This is a genomic window from Nonomuraea sp. NPDC050022 (assembly GCF_044460705.1).
GTDB lineage: Bacteria > Actinomycetota > Actinomycetes > Streptosporangiales > Streptosporangiaceae > Nonomuraea.
In genome coordinates, this window is the sequence record NZ_JBITKE010000001.1 from 813,186 (window position 1) to 828,918 (window position 15,733).

General features: G+C 70.9%; 14 protein-coding genes. 10 read left to right on the forward strand and 4 right to left on the reverse strand.

From position 1 onward, the window contains the following. Positions 1–9: 9 nt before the first annotated feature. The 7 genes from ACIBO2_RS03625 to ACIBO2_RS03655 all read left to right on the forward strand — a co-directional run bounded on the left by ACIBO2_RS03625 (position 10) and on the right by ACIBO2_RS03655 (position 6,677). On the forward strand, positions 10–798 hold the full coding sequence (locus ACIBO2_RS03625) for an alpha/beta hydrolase (protein WP_358536491.1): 789 nt from the start codon (positions 10–12) through the stop codon (positions 796–798). After that, a complete protein-coding gene (locus ACIBO2_RS03630) occupies positions 795–1,352 on the forward strand; it encodes a hypothetical protein (protein WP_358536493.1) in 558 nt (185 codons plus the stop codon). The genes ACIBO2_RS03625 and ACIBO2_RS03630 overlap by 4 nt, the downstream gene beginning before the upstream one ends. Further along, positions 1,340–2,335, forward strand: a complete 996-nt coding sequence (locus tag ACIBO2_RS03635; RefSeq protein WP_397295166.1) for a nitrous oxide reductase family maturation protein NosD — start codon at positions 1,340–1,342, stop codon at positions 2,333–2,335. The genes ACIBO2_RS03630 and ACIBO2_RS03635 overlap by 13 nt, the downstream gene beginning before the upstream one ends. Beyond that, positions 2,332–3,270, forward strand: a complete 939-nt coding sequence (locus ACIBO2_RS03640) for an ABC transporter ATP-binding protein (RefSeq protein ID WP_397295168.1) — start codon at positions 2,332–2,334, stop codon at positions 3,268–3,270. The genes ACIBO2_RS03635 and ACIBO2_RS03640 overlap by 4 nt, the downstream gene beginning before the upstream one ends. Before the next feature lie 2 nt (positions 3,271–3,272). Next, the gene (locus ACIBO2_RS03645; RefSeq protein ID WP_358536500.1) at positions 3,273–4,451 is read left to right on the forward strand and encodes an ABC transporter permease; all 1,179 of its coding nucleotides are present in this window, start codon (positions 3,273–3,275) and stop codon (positions 4,449–4,451) included. Beyond that, positions 4,448–5,596 carry an ABC transporter permease gene (locus ACIBO2_RS03650; RefSeq protein WP_358536502.1) on the forward strand — a complete coding sequence of 383 codons (1,149 nt, stop codon included), beginning with the start codon at positions 4,448–4,450 and terminating at the stop codon, positions 5,594–5,596. Before ACIBO2_RS03645 ends, ACIBO2_RS03650 begins: the two co-directional genes overlap by 4 nt. Positions 5,597–5,681: 85 nt before the next feature. After that, positions 5,682–6,677 (forward strand): hypothetical protein, encoded by a 996-nt coding sequence (locus tag ACIBO2_RS03655; RefSeq protein ID WP_397295171.1) that lies wholly within the window; start codon positions 5,682–5,684, stop codon positions 6,675–6,677. Positions 6,678–6,730: 53 nt separating this feature from the next. On the opposite strand, the gene ACIBO2_RS03660 is transcribed toward ACIBO2_RS03655, so the two are convergent. From ACIBO2_RS03660 to ACIBO2_RS03670, 3 genes are read right to left on the reverse strand one after another with little or no spacing between them, the layout of a single operon-like run. Beyond that, entirely contained in the window at positions 6,731–7,885 is a 1,155-nt protein-coding gene (locus tag ACIBO2_RS03660; protein ID WP_397295173.1) for a cysteine desulfurase family protein, read from the reverse strand. Between the two features lie 39 nt (positions 7,886–7,924). Beyond that, complete coding sequence (locus ACIBO2_RS03665; protein ID WP_397295175.1) at positions 7,925–8,809, reverse strand: hypothetical protein; 885 nt, start codon at positions 8,807–8,809, stop codon at positions 7,925–7,927. Positions 8,810–8,830: 21 nt separating this feature from the next. Next, entirely contained in the window at positions 8,831–10,561 is a 1,731-nt protein-coding gene (locus ACIBO2_RS03670) for a condensation domain-containing protein (RefSeq protein ID WP_397295177.1), read from the reverse strand. A gap of 273 nt (positions 10,562–10,834) precedes the next feature. Here ACIBO2_RS03670 and ACIBO2_RS03675 point away from each other — a divergent pair, with 273 nt between their 5' ends. Genes ACIBO2_RS03675 through ACIBO2_RS03685 form a run of 3 tightly spaced genes read left to right on the forward strand, consistent with a single transcriptional unit; the run spans position 10,835 to position 13,893 of the window. Next, positions 10,835–11,074, forward strand: a complete 240-nt coding sequence (locus ACIBO2_RS03675; protein WP_358536514.1) for a phosphopantetheine-binding protein — start codon at positions 10,835–10,837, stop codon at positions 11,072–11,074. A 9-nt stretch (positions 11,075–11,083) separates the two neighbouring features. Next, the gene (locus tag ACIBO2_RS03680) at positions 11,084–12,673 is read left to right on the forward strand and encodes an acyl-CoA ligase (AMP-forming), exosortase A system-associated (protein WP_397295179.1); all 1,590 of its coding nucleotides are present in this window, start codon (positions 11,084–11,086) and stop codon (positions 12,671–12,673) included. After that, positions 12,670–13,893 (forward strand): pyridoxal-dependent decarboxylase, exosortase A system-associated, encoded by a 1,224-nt coding sequence (locus tag ACIBO2_RS03685; protein WP_397295181.1) that lies wholly within the window; start codon positions 12,670–12,672, stop codon positions 13,891–13,893. The genes ACIBO2_RS03680 and ACIBO2_RS03685 overlap by 4 nt, the downstream gene beginning before the upstream one ends. Before the next feature lie 118 nt (positions 13,894–14,011). Here the strand turns inward: ACIBO2_RS03685 and ACIBO2_RS03690 are convergent, their stop codons facing one another. Further along, entirely contained in the window at positions 14,012–15,385 is a 1,374-nt protein-coding gene (locus ACIBO2_RS03690) for a condensation domain-containing protein (protein WP_397295183.1), read from the reverse strand. Positions 15,386–15,733: the final 348 nt, after the last annotated feature.

Consider the following 15,733-nt stretch of genomic DNA (forward strand, 5'->3'; position numbering starts at 1 on the left):
GGAGCCTTCATGTCCGACTTCACCACCGAGCACCGGCTCGGCGACCGCGAGGGCGGGCCCGCCGTGGTCTTCATGTCCGCGCTGTTCGCCGGCGGCTGGATCTGGGAGCACCCCTACCGCTACCTGGCGGAGGCCGGCGTGCCGGTGCTGCGTACGCATGAGGCGATCTGCGCGCTCGACCGCCGGGTGGCCGGCTCGATCGAGCGGCTCGGCGACGCGCTGCTGGCCGCCTGCGACGAGGCCGGCGTCGAGGACCTGGTCCTCTGCGCCAACTCACTCGGCGGCCTGGTCGCCATCGACCTGGCCGGCCGCCGCCCCGAGCGGATCAAGGGCATCGTGGTGAGCGGCGCCCCCGGACTGACCCCCGACCCCGACGTTGGCCTGAGCTTCGACCGCCGGGCCAGCGTGCAGCCGTTCGGTGACGACTTCGGCGTCCGCATGGTGTCCGCGCTCTTCCACGGTACGGAGCCGTACTTCACGCGGGCGCAGATGGACGAGGTCGGCACCATGCTCCGGCAGCCGGAGTCCATGGTCAGCATGGCCCGCAGCCTCAAGGCCACCCGCCGCTACCAGGTCAAGCCGGCGCTGGACAGGGTCCGCTGCCCGTCCCTGTACGTCTGGGGCAGGCACGACCGGATGACGCCGGTCGGCCCGTGGCTGGAGCTGCTGGCCGACTACCCGGAGAACGACGTGGTGGTGGTCGAGGAGAGTGGGCACATCCCGATGATCGAGCGGCCGGACGAGTACAACGCGGTCCTCGAACCGTTCGTGGCCCGCTGCGCCAAGGTCGCGGCATGACGTTGTCTGGCGGGCAGCAGGTCATGCGGTCGGACGCGTGGACGGCCGTGCTGCCGGTCGTCCGGCCGGTCGCCCCGCCCGTGTCTCCTCCCGTGCTGGTCGGAGTGGACATTGTGGACGCGGAGCGGCTCGCCAGGGCGGCCGGGCGCGGCGGTGCCGTGTTCACCGAGCACCTCACCACGCCCGCCGAGCGCGAGCTGGGCGCGGAGGAGGTGGCCTTCTCCGTCAAGGAGAGCTTCATCAAGGCGGTGGGCGGGCGTCCGCCCGGCTTCACCTGGCACGACTTCGAGGCCCGTGCCGGACGGCCCGCCGCCTGGGCGCGGCGGCTGCTCGACGAGGCGGCCGCGGAGCTGACCGCCTCGACCGGGCTCGCGCTGACGGGCGGCTCGTCCTACGCCGTCCGGGGCGCGAGCGAGCAGGCGGCCCTGGTACGGCTGGCGCCGCGCCGGGGCCGGGTGGCCGGGGAGGCCCGGTGGGGGATGGGCGCGGGACTGCTCGTCTCCCTGGCGATCGTGTACGGCGACGGGGAGGGAGACCCAGGATGTCCCAGGTGAAGCCCGGTGAGTCGATCCAGCGGGCGCTGGACGAGGCGGGCGCCGGAGCGACGATCGAGCTGGCGGCGGGCACGTACGCGGAGAACGTCTGGATCAGGCACAACGGCGTGACACTGACCGGCGCCGGGGCGGGCCGTACGGTGCTGGTCCCGGGAGACTCCGTACCGGCGGGGATCCCGAAGCTGCACGACGCGGCGGCGGACGTCGTCAGCGGCATCAGCCTGCACGGCGTCGGCGACGTCACGATAGCCGGGCTGAGCGTGCGCGGCTCGACCGGCGCGGGGATCTACGCCCACACCGTGACCGGCCTGACCGTGCGGGATGTCGAGACGGCCGGCAACGCCGTCTGGGGCGTCTACGTGCGCGAGTCGAGCCGGTGCGAGGTGACCGGCTGCACCACGTCGGGCAGCCAGTACGGCGGCATCGCGGTCAGCTTCTGCCCCGAGGCCGATGGGCTGGTGGCCGACAACGAGAGCTTCGCCAACGCCTTCGGCATCTTCGTCGACAACTCCTCCCGCGTCCGGGTGCTACGCAACTCCTGCCACGGCAACGCCGCCGGGCTGCTGATGCTCAACCAGACCTACGAAGGCGAGCCCGACGGCGGCGTGCGCGACTGCCTCGTCTCGGGCAACGACCTGTACGGCAACGGCCTGGCCGCGGGCGGCGACGCCCCCGACGCGCTGGGCGCCGCGGGCCCGCCGATGTCCGGCGTGGGCCTGGCGCTGATCGGGACGCACCGGGTCAGCGTCGTGGACAACCGGATCCACGACAACCATCCCAGCGGCGAGTCGGTCATGGGCGCCGCGTTCGTCATGGGCTCGTCCAAGGACTGGGGAGGCGACGACGCCGTGGACAACCACATCCTGTGGAACCGGGTGACCGGCAACAGCCCGCTCGACCACCAGCTCGGCGTCGACCTGGAACGCCAGGTCTGCGCGGGCAACACCAGCGACAAGGGCGAGCCGGACGGGTGGGGCCGATGACCGCGACTCTGGCCTGTACCGGCCTGAGCAAGAGGTTCGGCGACGTGCTCGCCGTACAGGATGTGGGGTTCGCCATCGCCCCCGGCGAGGCGTACGGACTGCTCGGGCCGAACGGCGCGGGCAAGACGACCACGATCTCCATGCTCGTCGGCCTGCTCAAGCCCGGCACCGGGAACGTGACGGTGTGCGGCACGGACCTCGCCGCCGAGCCACTGGCCGCCAAGGCGAAGATCGGCTACGTGCCGCAGGAGATCGCGCTCTACCCGGAGCTGACCGGGCGGGAGAACCTGCGCTTCTTCGGCCGGCTGTTCGGTCTGCCGCGACGGGAGCTGGCGGCGCGCATCGACGAGGTGCTCGACCTGGTCGGGCTGTCGGACCGGGCTGACGGCAAGCTCGGTACGTACTCGGGCGGCATGAAGCGGCGGATCAACATCGGCGCGGCCCTGCTGCACCGGCCCGAGGTGCTCATCCTGGACGAGCCGACCGTCGGCGTCGACCCGCAGAGCCGCAAGGCCATCCTCGACGGCGTGGAGCGGCTGGTGGCCGACGGCATGGCCCTGCTCTACACCTCGCACTACATGGAGGAGGTCGAGCGGGTCTGCCACCGGGTCGGGATCATCGACCACGGCCGGATCGTCGCCGAGGGCACCCGCCACGAGCTCGTCGCCATGGTCGGCAGCGCCGACAAGATCGAGCTGATGCTCGACGGCGACGTGGACGGCGCGTTCGACAAGCTCCAGGCGCTGGAAGGCGTCGTCGAGGCGGTCAGGACCGGCACCGGTTCGGTGCGGCTGCTCGCGGAAGGCGGCCGCTACGTGCTGCCCGCGATCATCACCGCCGTGGACGGCCGCGCCACCGTGACCGCCGTCGAGGTCATCGAACCCGACCTGGAGGCCACCTTCCTCCACCTCACCGGCAGCAAGCTGCGGGACTGATCATGCTGAGACCCCTGATGTCCGTCGCCGCGCTGGAACTGCGTACCCGGGTACGCGATGGAACCGCCCTGGTGGTCGCCCTGATCGTGCCCATCGCGCTGGCCACCCTGTTCGGCCTCGCCCTGGGCGGGGACGACCCGCCGCTGCGGGCCACGATCGGCTTCGTCGACCTCGACCGCGGCGAGTTCTCCGCCAGCGTGCGGCGGGAGGTCATGTCCAACGAACAGCTCAAGGGCACGCTGACTTTGCGCGACCTGCCCAGCAGGCAGGAGGCGCAGCGCTCGCTCGACGCCGGCGACATCGGGTCGGCCATCGTGTTCCCGCAGGGGTTCACCAAGAGCGTCGGCGCGGGTTCGGGCGGACAGGTCGCGGTGCTCACCTCCGCCGAGTCGCCGCTGGCCGGCGTGGTGGCGAACGCCATCGTCGACCGCATCTCCTCGGTGGTGGACGCCCGCACGCTCGCGGTCCGCGCCTCCCTCGCGTACGGCGTGCCCGGCGACCGGGTGAAGGAGCTGGTGGAGCGCAACGGCGCCGCCGGGCCCGGACTGAGCCTGGCCGACGACCCCATGGAGGGCGGCAAGATCGACCTGTCGGTGTACTACGGCTCCGGCATGGCCGCCCTGTTCGCCTTCTTCGTGGTGGGCGCCTCGTTCAGGAGCCTGCTCACCGAGCGGCGGCAGGGCACGCTCGACCGGATGCGGGCCGGGCCCATCCCGCAGTGGACGCCGATCGCCGGCAAGGCCCTGGTGGGGTTCGGGCTGGGCGTGGTCAGCGTCGTCGCCACCTGGGCGTCCTCCTCGCTCATCTTCGGCACCAGCTGGGGTGACCCGGTGGCGGTCTTCGCGCTGCTGGTCGCGCACGTGCTCGCGGCCGCCGCGATCACCATGCTGGTGGCCAGCCGGGCCAAGACCGACGCCCAGGCCGACGGGGTGACCATGGTCGTCTCGTTCGTGATGGCGTTCTTCGGCGGCAGCCTGGTGCCGCTGTACAACCTGCCCGGCTTCCTGCAGAAGGTGGCGCTGCTCACCCCGAACGGCTGGACGTCGACCGGGCTGATCCGGCTCGCGGGCTCCGGCGGGGGACTGACCACGGTGATCGTCCCGATCGGCGTGCTGTGCGCGATCGCGCTGGTGGCGGGCGGCCTGGCCGCGGCCGGCTTCAGGAAGGGGCTCCTCGGATGAGGCCACGTCCTATTTTGGCGCTGGTGGCGGCGAACCTGCGGCGGCTATCCCGCGACAAGGTCGGCCTGTTCTTCATGGTGATCATGCCGTTCGTCAACATCGTGTTCGTCGGCATGGCGCTCGGCGGGGGTGCCGTGGGGGCCGCCAAGCTGCCCGTCGGCGTCGTGGCCACCGGCTCCGACCCCGTCACGGCCGCCGTACTCAAGGAGCTGCGCGCGCACCCCGACCTCGCCATCACGACCGTGGCGACCAAGCAGGACCTCCAGTCGGGCGTACGCGAAGGGTCCCTCGCCGCCGGGCTGGTGATCCCGGCCGGCTCCACCAAGCTCGAACTCGTCATGACCCAGATGAACGGCAGCGGCATGGCGGCCCGCAGCGCCGTCGATGTCGCGGTCGGCCGGGTGGCCGCCGTACTTGAGGCCACCAGGGCCGTCGAGGCCGCGGGCGCCACGCCCGCGCAGGCCGCCGCGCGCGTGCGCGAGGCACAGGCCGACTCGGGCCGCGTCGCGGTCGTCGGCTCCGGTACGCCCGGCGCCACCCCCAGGGGCTTCGCCTACACGGCCCCGGCCAACCTGCTGCTGTTCACCTTCATCAATTCCATGGCCGTGGCCGCCGCGCTCGCCGAGAGCAGGCGGCTCGGGATGATCCAGCGCGCACTCACCGCCCCCGTCAGGCGCCGGTCGGTGCTCGCGGGGGAGGCGCTGAGCAGGTTCGCCGTGGCCGTCGCGCAGTCGTTGTTGATCATGGTGGTCAGCTCGCTGGTGTTCGGCGTGTCGTGGGGCGACCCGCTGGGCGTCGCCGCGGTGGTCGGCTCGTTCTCCCTGGTGGCCACCGGTGCCGCGATCCTGGTCGGCAGCCTCGTACGCTCGCCCGCCCAGGCGCCCGCCATCGGCCCGCCGCTGGGCATCGTGCTCGGCATGCTGGGCGGCTGCCTGTGGCCCAGGGAGTCGGCGGGGGACTTCCTCAACTCGCTCGGTTACCTGTTCCCGCACGCCTGGGGCATGGACGCGCTGCTGGCGCTGACCAAGCCGGGCACGGGCATCGGCACGGTGCTCCCCGAGGTCGCCGTGCTCTCCGGGATGGCGGCGGCGCTGCTCGGCCTGTCGCTGTTCCTGTTCAACCGCCGCACTCGAACCTTCACCTGAGCGTTCCGTTTCAACCGCCGCTTCCCAACCTTCACCTGAGAGTTCTGGTCACCTGAGAGTTCCGTTGAGTTGATGGGAGATCGTGATGACGACTATTCCGTTCTTTCCGGGGATGGCCCCCGTGGGCGGCGACCACGCCACCGACGTTTACCGTTACGCGGCCCGCAAGGGAGCGATCGAGGCGCTTGAGGTGGCCGCCGCCGATCTCGGCATTGGCCTGCATGAGATGCACGAGGCGGTGGCCCACCTGGTGGAGAACCGCCTGCTCATGATGGAGGACAGGGCGGGCCGCCGGTTCGTCCCCGTGGATCCCGAGGTGGCCGCGGCTTCGCTGGTCTCCTCCGTCGAACGGGAGATCTACCAGCGCCGGGAGCTGATCGACCAGATCCGCGAGCGGATCAACGTGTTCCGGCAGGACTACACCGGCGGGACCTCGGCGCCCAGCGCGATCGAATATCTGGTGGGGTCGATGGAGGTCCGGGGCTTCCTGAAGACGGCCGGCGACTCGTGCCGGGACGAGGTGCTGGTGCTCCAGTCGAGCTTGACGGACGCGGATGAGCTGTCGCAGGCGTACTCACCGCTGCTCGGGCGGGGGATCACGGTGCGCATCATCTGCCAGCACCGCAACCGGGCCGACCTCGCCACCCGGATGCGGATGAAGAAGCTGACCGACGCGGGGGCCTCGGTGTGCACCGTCAGCCACATTCCGCGCTCGGCCGTGGTGTTCGACCGGTCGCTGGTGGTGCTGTTCGGGCTGTCGGACGGGGAGACCAACGTGGCGCGGGTGCACAACCACGGGGTCGCGCAGTTCCTGCTGGACCTGTTCAACCACCTGTGGGAGACGGCCACGCCGCTGGAAGGGGTCGAGGCCGGGTACGCCGACGTGGCCGACGACCTGCAGCAGGCCATCGCGGCGCTGATGGCCAAGGGCTACACCGACGAGGTCGTGGCGCGCAAACTGGGCATGTCGGTACGCAGCTGCCGCCGGCACATCGCCACGCTGATGCGCGACCTCGACGCGACCAGCCGATTCCAGGCCGGGGTGCAGGCGGCCAGGAAGTTCCTGCCCAACGGCGCGTGACAAGTGTTCGGTCGTCTGTGCGGGCCCGCCCCCGGCGGGCCCGCTGCCGTACGTCATGTGGCCTGCATCGCGACCGACACCTCGGCCAGGTCCAGGGCCCGCTCGCAGACCAGCTCGACACCCCGCAGCAGCTCGTCGAACGCCATGCGCGGGTCGAGGCACATCCGGATGGAGCTGTTCGCGTCCTCGGCGCTCACCCCGATCGCCGTCAGGACGTGTGACGGCTCCTGGGAGTCGGAGTTGCACGCGGACCCGGTGGACACGGCCACGGTACGCAGGCTGGAGACCAGACTCTCCCCCCGGACCCCGGGCAGCACCAGGTTGAGCACATGAGGCACTCCGTTGAGCGGATCGCCGTTGATCCGTACACCCGGGAGCCGGGTGGTGAGCAGGTCGAGGGCCGCCTCACGCAGCCGTACGGCCCGCATCCAGTCGTCGTCGAGCCGCCGCAGCGCCAGCTCGCACGCCTTGCCCAGCCCGACCACGAGGTGCGTCGGGATGGTCCCGCTGCGCAGCTCGTACTGGCCGCCGCCGTACGTGATCGGCCGCAGGCGTACGCCGGGCCGCACGTACAGGGCGCCGATGCCCTTCGGGCCGCGCACCTTGTGCCCGGAGATCGACAGCGTGTCCACCCCGGCCTCGACCACGTCGATCGGGATCCGGCCGGCCGCCTGGGCGGCGTCCACGTGCAGCAGGCAGCCGACCTCGTGGCAGAGTGCGGCCAGCTCCGACATCGGCTGGATGGTGCCGATCTCGCTGTTGACCAGGGCGGCGGTGGCGACGCGGGAGCGGACGTCGAGCTGCTCGGCCATTCGGGTCAGGTCGATCAGCCCGTCCTGGCGTACCGCCATCGTGCGGGTCTCGATGCCCCGCCCGGCCAGCGCCCGGCCGATGGACAGCGCGGACTTGTGGTCGGTCGGGCAGAACAGCGCGTTGACGGGCGCGCGCTCCTCATGGGCGAACATGCCCAGCAGCGCGATGTTGTTGCTCTCGGTCGCGCCGGAGGTGAAGACGATGCCGCGCGGGTCGGCGCCCAGGAGCTCGGCCACGGACACGGCGGCGAGGTCCACCGCGCGGCGGGCCCGCTTGCCGAGGACGTGCGGCGAGGACGGGTTGCCGAAGTCCTCTCTCAGGTACGGCAGCATCGCGTCGACCACTTCGTCGTCCACGCGGGTGGTGGCGCAGTTGTCCAGATAAATGATCTTCATGGGCGGCCCGTCACTTTCGGTGGTCCGTCTCGCGCCGCGTCAGCTCCTGAACGTGCTGACCGTCACGAGCTTCGAGTAGATCTCGTCCGTGGACATCTCCCCGCTCCCGCCGGGGTCGGCGATGATCACCAGCATGTCCGACAGGCGGTAGAGCTCCAGGGCGATGACGACGCCCGTCTGGACGGGTGCGAGACACTCGCCAGGCGCGAAGATGACGATCGCCCGGTACCCGGCGTTGTGCACCTCCGAGATCATCTCGGTGATCTCGCCGGCGCATCCGGTGATGCCGCAGCTGATCAGCGTGCGGTAGTTGCCCTCGTCGTCGAGGAAGGCCACCTCGGTGTCCTTCGTGCCCGACTCGAGGTAGCGCTTCTCCAGCCGCCCCTGCTTGACGAACCGGTCGGCGGCCTTCTGGAAGCGGTACTTGAGCCAGGTCTCGGGGAAGGCCAGCGGGTGCTTGCGGCTCGCCAGCACGCGCTCAGGGCCGAACCCGGCCTCGCCCAGGATCCGCTCGTACTCCGCGGGCAGCCCGGTGAAGCGCTCGAAGAACTCCGCCCGCAGCTCGCTCGCCGGCCGGCCCGACGTGGGGACGTACTGCCAGTCGTTGACCAGCAGGAGCAGCCGCGCGTCGGCGCAGGTCGGCGCGTACGACTTGAGGAGGTCTGCCGACAGCCGCCAGCTGTACTCCGGGAAGATCCCCACCCGGCCGGCGATCCGGCGCCGCATCACCTCGGACTCCTGCGCCCCGATGACGCCGGGAACGAGCTTTCCCTCGTCCTCGAAAAGCATGAAATGGCCGCCCATGACGACCAGGTTCTCTATGTCGGAGGCGGCCAGCTCACGGTCTATCAGCCGGCGCAGCTCCTCTTCGGAGCCGACGAGCTGGTGGCTCTTGGATACTCGGGCGGCGAGCGCGTCTGTCATGGTGGACCACTCCAGGGTGGGTCAGGGCTGGGTGAGTACGTGCCTCGGAGACTCGATGACGGCTTCCGGGGTGATCTCGGGGGTCAGCTTGCGGGCCAGCGCCCGCAGCGACTGGGGGCCGGTCAGGTGGTGGACGGAGGCGCCCGCCCATCCGTGGGCCGCCAGCAGGGCCAGGACCCGCGGGATCCGCAGGGCCCGGCCGCCGGCGAGCGTGTAGCTGTCGGACAGGTCCACCTCGCCGAGCCCATTCACCTGCCGGACCACCTCGGCGAGCGCCTGCTCGGCCTCAGGGGCGAACGTCGGTCGGCGTTCGGGAGCGGTTGAGCTGTGGGGCGCCGGTGCGCTGAAATCGGCGAGGCGCGTAACGTCGCTGATCCGAAGATCGCCTCCGGTGAGCAGGACGGTCTCGTAGCCGCGCAGGAAGCGTTCCATGTCACCGGCTCCCATGATCGAGGACCGGGCGTGGAAGCCGACGACGACCGCGTCACGCCACTCGTCGATCCTGAAGTACGTGTCCATCTCCTCGTACGCCCAGGCCGTCGGCACCGTCTTCCACGCGAACGTGGTGCGCCGCGCCCGCGCCTCGCTGGAGCGCTGCTTGATGAAGTTGACCTCCGACCCGAGGCATACCGGCCGGCCACGCCGCGATCCCTCGCGCGACACCAGCTCCACGACCTCGTCGTAGGGCGCGGACGAGTGCGTCCGGGCGAGCTCGAAACGCTCGGCCACCCGGCGCAGCAGTTCCGCGAACGTCGGGTCGTCGTGGCAGTCGACGGTCACCAGCATCGGCGCGAACATGCACGTCATCACGCCCGCGTACGGGCCGGGCTCGCGGTTGCCGGAGAACGACAGGTGCGCGACCGTCCCGAGGCCGGTGTAGGCGGCCATCATGACGGTGTACGCGGTCACGTGGACCAGCGACGGCCACACCTGGTCCGCGGCGGCGATCCGCCGCACGGCGTCGAGCAGCGAAGGAGACGTCAACGTCGCACTCCTGGCCACCGGCTCGGACGTCAGCGGCTCGCGGCCGGACGTCAGGGGCGTGCCGTTGGGCGTTATCGGTCTGCCGTCGAGCGCGACCGGCTCGCGGTCGGGGGGCGTCGGGGCGCGTCGGGCGGCGAACGGGTCGGCTGGGAGGCGGGCGATCTCCGTGCCCCAGTACGCCAGGGAGCGGGCCGCCACGGCGGTGGCCTCGGCCGACGACTCGTGCCGGGCCAGGTCCGACGGCTGGTTGCGGACCGGTTCCAGTGCGGCCGGTCGCCGGGAGCTGAAGCCGGCGCACTGGACGGTGAGCTCGCGCTTGATCTCCCGTACTGTCCACGCGTCCACGGCCAGATGGTTGAGCACCAGGACGATCTGCTTGGGAGTGCCGCCCGTGGTGATGACGCAGGCGCGGATCGGCCAGTCGGCGTCGAGACGGAAGTCGGTGGTGCCGAGCCGTTCGACGATCTCGGCGGGGCCAGGGGTGCCATCGCGTTCGGTGGTCACCAGGAGGATCGGCAGCGCGGCCGGCGGGTGCACCTGCTGGCGCGGCTCCGGCCCGGGATCGAGGTGGTACGTGGTCCGCAGCGACTCGTGGCGGCGCGTCAGGTAGTTGATCGCCGCGCGGCAGTTCGCCACCGTGACGTCGTGCGGGATGGCGAGCCGCAGCACGATGTGCGTGTCATGCCGTTCGCCCGGCGGCAGCCGGTGGTATTTCAGCCACATGTAACGCTGGCCCCAGCACAGATTCGCGTTCTTCGCGGCGGACAACTCAGCCTCCCCATGTGCGCCGGTAGCCGGTTAATGTGCTTCATAATCTGCGCCGGTCAGGGGTGCGACAACCGGGCGCCGATGACCGGCTCCGGAAGGCGATTACCTGCCAATGGCTCTGGCCGCTTTTCGAGAATGGCGGTCTTGACGCGTCGTCGCGCATTCGGCCAAGCTCGGAGCGAACAGCATGGAGCGGCTCGGCTTTCGGCCTGAGGTGGCGCGGTGACTATGTTGGAAATACCACCCGAGTTTCAGAATATTCTGCGCTCGCATTTGCCGTACGCGGACGCGGGCGACTTCTCCGCGTCCGACGAGCTGGCGGGCCTCGGGCTCGACTCGATGGGCGTCGTGCGGTTGCTGGCCGACATCGAGGACCGCTACGACATCGAGCTGCCCGACGACCTCCTCAACGAGGAGACGTTCGACACCGTCGGCTCGCTGTGGCAGGCCCTATTCGCGCTGATTAACCCCCAAGGAACCGTCGGTGACGAGCGAGCGCCGTTACGAGTGTGAGGATCGCCGATGCTGACGCGAGTCGACGACGTGGTGCGGTGCGGCGACCCTGACCGCCCCGCCGTGACGTACCAGGAAGAAACGCTCAGCTACGGCGAGCTGGCCCACCGCGTCGGCCGCGCCGCGAGCGGGCTGCGCCGCCTCGGGCTGCGCCGGGGTGAGCGGGTCGTCGTCTACCTGGAGAAGCGGATCGAGACCGTCGTCGCCATGCTCGCCGTGTCCGCGGCCGGCGGGGTGTTCGTCCCGGTCAATCCGCTGTTCAAGCCGCAGCAGGTGGGCTACGTGGCCGCCGACTGCGGGGCGGTCGCGGTGGTCACCTCGGTCGAGCGGCACCGCTTGGTCGGCGCCCGGCTCCAGGAGGTGGAGTCGCTGCGCCACCTGATCCTCATTGGCGACCGGCCGCGCGTCCCGGAGCCGCGCCCGATCACGACCTGGTCCCAGCTGTGCGCCTCCGACGACGAGGTACCGGCTCCGGAGCGGGCGGGCGCCGCTGAAGAGGGACCGGCTCCTGAGGAGGCGATCGACGCCGACGTGGCGGCGATCCTCTACACCTCGGGCAGCACCGGCAACCCCAAGGGCGTCGTCCTGTCGCACCGCAACCTGCTCGCCGGCGCCCGCAGCGTCGCCCACTACCTCGGCCACACCCGCGACGACGTGGTGCTCGGTGTGCTCCCCCTGAGCTTCGACACCGGCTTCAGCCAGCTCACCACCTCCTTCATCGCGGGCGCGCACGTCGTACTGATGAACTACCTGGTGCCCGGCGCGGTCGTCCGCCTGTGCGCGCGGCACGGCGTCACCGGGCTGACCTGCGTACCGCCGCTGTGGCTGCAGCTCGCCGCGCAGACCTGGCCGGAGGCGGCCACTCGGCGCCTGCGCTACTTCGCCAACACCGGCGGGCGCCTGCCCAAGCCCGCGCTGGACTCGCTGCGGGCGACGTTCCCGCAGGCCAGGCCGTACCTCATGTACGGGCTGACGGAGGCGTTCCGCTCCACCTACCTCGACCCCGAGCAGGTCGACCGCAGGCCCGACTCGATCGGGAAGGCGATTCCCAACGCGGAGATCCTCGTCGTACGCCCGGACGGCGCCGTGTGCGAGCCCGGCGAGAAGGGGGAGATCGTGCACCGTGGCGCGCTCGTGGCGCTCGGCTACTGGAACGACCCCGAACGCACCGCCGAACGGTTCCGCCCCTACCCGCCGGGCGGCAGCCCGTGGGGGAGCGAGCTCGCGGTCTGGTCGGGCGACGTCGCCTACCGCGACGACGAGGGATTCATCTACTTCGTGGGACGTACCGACGAGATGATCAAGACTTCCGGATACCGGGTCAGCCCCAGCGAGATCGAGGAGGCGGCCTACGCCACCGGGCTGGTGGGCGAGGCGGTGGCGTTCGGCGTCGCCGACGACACGCTCGGCCAGCAGGTGGTGCTCGTCGTCAGCGGGCCGAGCGGCGCGTCGTGCGACACCGAGACGCTGGTCAAGGCGCTCGAACGCGACCTGCCGCGCTACATGGTCCCGCGCCGGGTGGTGGTGCGCGACCGGCTGCCGAGATCGGGCAACGGCAAGTTCGACCGTACGGAGCTGCGCAGGTCGGTGACCTGGTGACCGCCATCCCGAGCGGCTGGTACGGCAGGTACGACAGCCAGCTCACCGTGGGCGGTATCCCTGTGGAGCGGCTGGCCGCCCGCGTGGGGAGCACGCCGTTCTTCGCCTATGACCGGGAGCTGGTCAACCGGCGGGTGGCCTCGGTGCGTGCGGCCCTGCCCGAGGGTGTCGAGCTCAGCTACGCGGTCAAGGCCAATCCGATGCCGGCCCTGCTCCAGCACATGAGCGGCCTGGTCGACGGCTTCGACGTGGCCTCCGCGCAGGAGATGCGGCACGCCCTCGACACTCCGACGCCCGGCTCGCGGATCGGCTTCGCCGGGCCCGGCAAGTCCATGGCCGAGCTGACGCAGGCGGTCGCCGCCGGCGTCACCGTCGAGCTGGAGTCCGAGCTGGAGGTGGAACGGGTCCGGTCGGCGAGTGCCGCCGTGGGCGTGCCCGCGCGGGTCGCGTTGCGCGTCAACCCCGACTTCGCGATCCGCGGGTCCGGCCTGCGGCTGGGTGGGGGGCCGCAGCAGTTCGGCATCGACGCGGAGCGGATCCCCGCCGTCCTGGCCGGGCTGACCGGCGACGACCTCGATTTCCAGGGCTTCCACGTGTTCGCCGGGTCGCAGAACCTGCGGGTCGACAACATCTGCGAGGCGCAGCGCCGTACCGTCGAGCTGATTCTCGGGTTCGCGGACGCGGCGCCCGGGCCCGTGCGCTATGTCAACATCGGCGGCGGCTTCGGCATCCCGTACGCGCTGCGCGACCGGCCCCTCGACCTCGGCCCGATCGGCGACAATCTGGCGCAACTGGTCGACGAGCTGGTCCGGCCCCGGCTGCCGCAGGCGCGGCTCGTCGTCGAGCTGGGGCGCTATCTGGTCGGCGAGGCGGGTGTGTACGTCACGCGCGTGGTGGACCGCAAGGAGTCGCGCGGCAAGGTGTTCGTCGTCGTGGACGGCGGCCTGCACCACCAGCTCGCGGCCTCGGGCAACTTCGGCCAGGTCATTAGGCGCAACTATCCGATCGCGGTGGGGAACCGGATGGACGACCCGCCCGAGGAGCCCGTGACGGTGGTCGGCTGCCTGTGCACCCCGCTCGATCTGCTGGGGGACGACGTCTCGCTGCCGAAGGTGGGGGTGGGGGATCTGATCGTGCTGTTCCAGGCCGGTGCGTACGGGCTGACAGCGAGCCCCACCGCGTTCCTGAGCCACCCGGCGCCGGTCGAGGTGCTGGTCTGAACCCGGAATGAAGGCAGGCCCGCAGTGCCTACTGCGGGCCTTTTCGCGGATGCTTTGTCGCTGCGGGCGGATCCGTGGGCCGGCGCGGCGGGGGCTGTCGCGCCGGCCCACGGACGTTCTAGTGCGGTGGCGCCGGTACCTCAGAGGGGAACAGTGACGGCGGCAGGCCCTCGCTCCTGGCGCTCCACAGGTCCTTCAGGCACGTGTCCGGGTCGGTCGCCGCGAGCTGTACGCCGAGCGCCATCGCCCGCAGGATGTCGGTCGCGGCCTCGGGCGGGATGATCGTCGGATCCGCCAGCAGCATGACACTGGTGAGACCGCCCTGGACCGCCACCCGCACCCGGAACGCCTGGCCGTACTGCTGAGCCAAGGGCGTCCAGACCAGCTCGGCGGGGGTCGGGTCGGCGGGGTTCAGCGGGGCGCGGTCGATCTGCATGTAGTTGAACCAGCTGCGGAACAGGTGGTTGAACCAGCAGTCGTGCCCCGGCTCCTGCCCGCTGTGCGTGGCCGCGTCGGCGGCCAGCGCGGCGACGCGGTCGAAGTCGTAGCAGGAGTAGCGGTACGTGCGAGCGCTCGCCCAGTGCCAGCGCTTGACGTGCTCGGCCAGCGTGGCGCCCGGATCGACGGTGGCGCTGACCGGGATGAGCTGGTTCATGGTGCCGACGACGTGCTGGTGCTCCTCGGCGAACCGGTTGGAGGCCATCAGGCTCATCGTGACCCGGTCGGTGTCGGTGTGCCGGGCCAGGCCGGCGGCGATGAAGGCCATCAGCACCGCGGGCGGTGTCACGCCGTGGCGCTTGGCGGCCTCGGCGGCGAGCCCGCTCAGGCGGCGTGAGTGCAGCGTGGCCTCGATCCGGTTCCGCTCGGCGCGGGAGGGGAGCGTGGGCAGCTTGTCCATCAGGCCGTCGGTGAGCACTTGCCGCCAGTAGCGTTCGGAGCTCTCCTGCTGGCCGCGCCACGACTCGTCGCGCTGCTGCTGGGCCAGCTCGCGCAGGGTGGGACCCATCTGCGCGTCGGCGTCCGGATCGACCACCAGGGCGCGGAACTGGTCCTGCAGATGATGGATCGACCACACGTCCACGATCAGATGGGAGAACGACAGCGCGAGGAAGACCGGGGCTCCGTCGGTCGTGACGAGCACGCCGCGCCAGGGCAGCGCGTCGGTCATCGGGAACGGGACCGTGGCCAGCTGCTCCTTCGTCCGCTCAGGGTCGCCGCGGTCGGTGACCGCGCGGTCCACGTGCTCGACCGGCGGCGTCACCGTTCGGTGGACGCGCTGCACGGGTTGCCCGTCTCGTAGGTGGTAGGTGGTGCGCAGGCATTCGTGCCGGTCGACGAGCCGCCGCAACGCCGTCGTGACCCGGTCCAGGGGAAGGCCGCGCAGGTCCCAGGTCGTGGGCAGGTTGGCGTCCCGCATCCAGTCCTCGGGGTAGCGCTCCACTTCTCGCCAGCTCCATAGCTGGCCATTGCTCAGGGGGGCGTCGACGGGCATGTGGTCTCCTCGTGAGCTGTTCGGCGGGCGGACCGCTGACAGTGGCCCCGCTGACGGCCCTCCATCGCACCGGGCCCCTGGAACGCGCTCCGTAAAAGCCTTTATCAAATTTGGCTCGGCAGAACTCTCAGGCCAATGTCGCTACCTGTCCCACACAGGATGCGAACCGCCTACACCTATGTCAACGCGCCCGCGCTGACAGCTTCTGCCGGAAACAATGTGCCAGCCCGCGACCGTGGTTCGGAAAGGGCGCGGCGATTAGGGTCACAGCAACTATTCAAAGCGATCGTCTTTATGGAAACCGGCACTGTCTTGTTGGTGATGCCCGAAGCTTGAGGTGGCGCATTG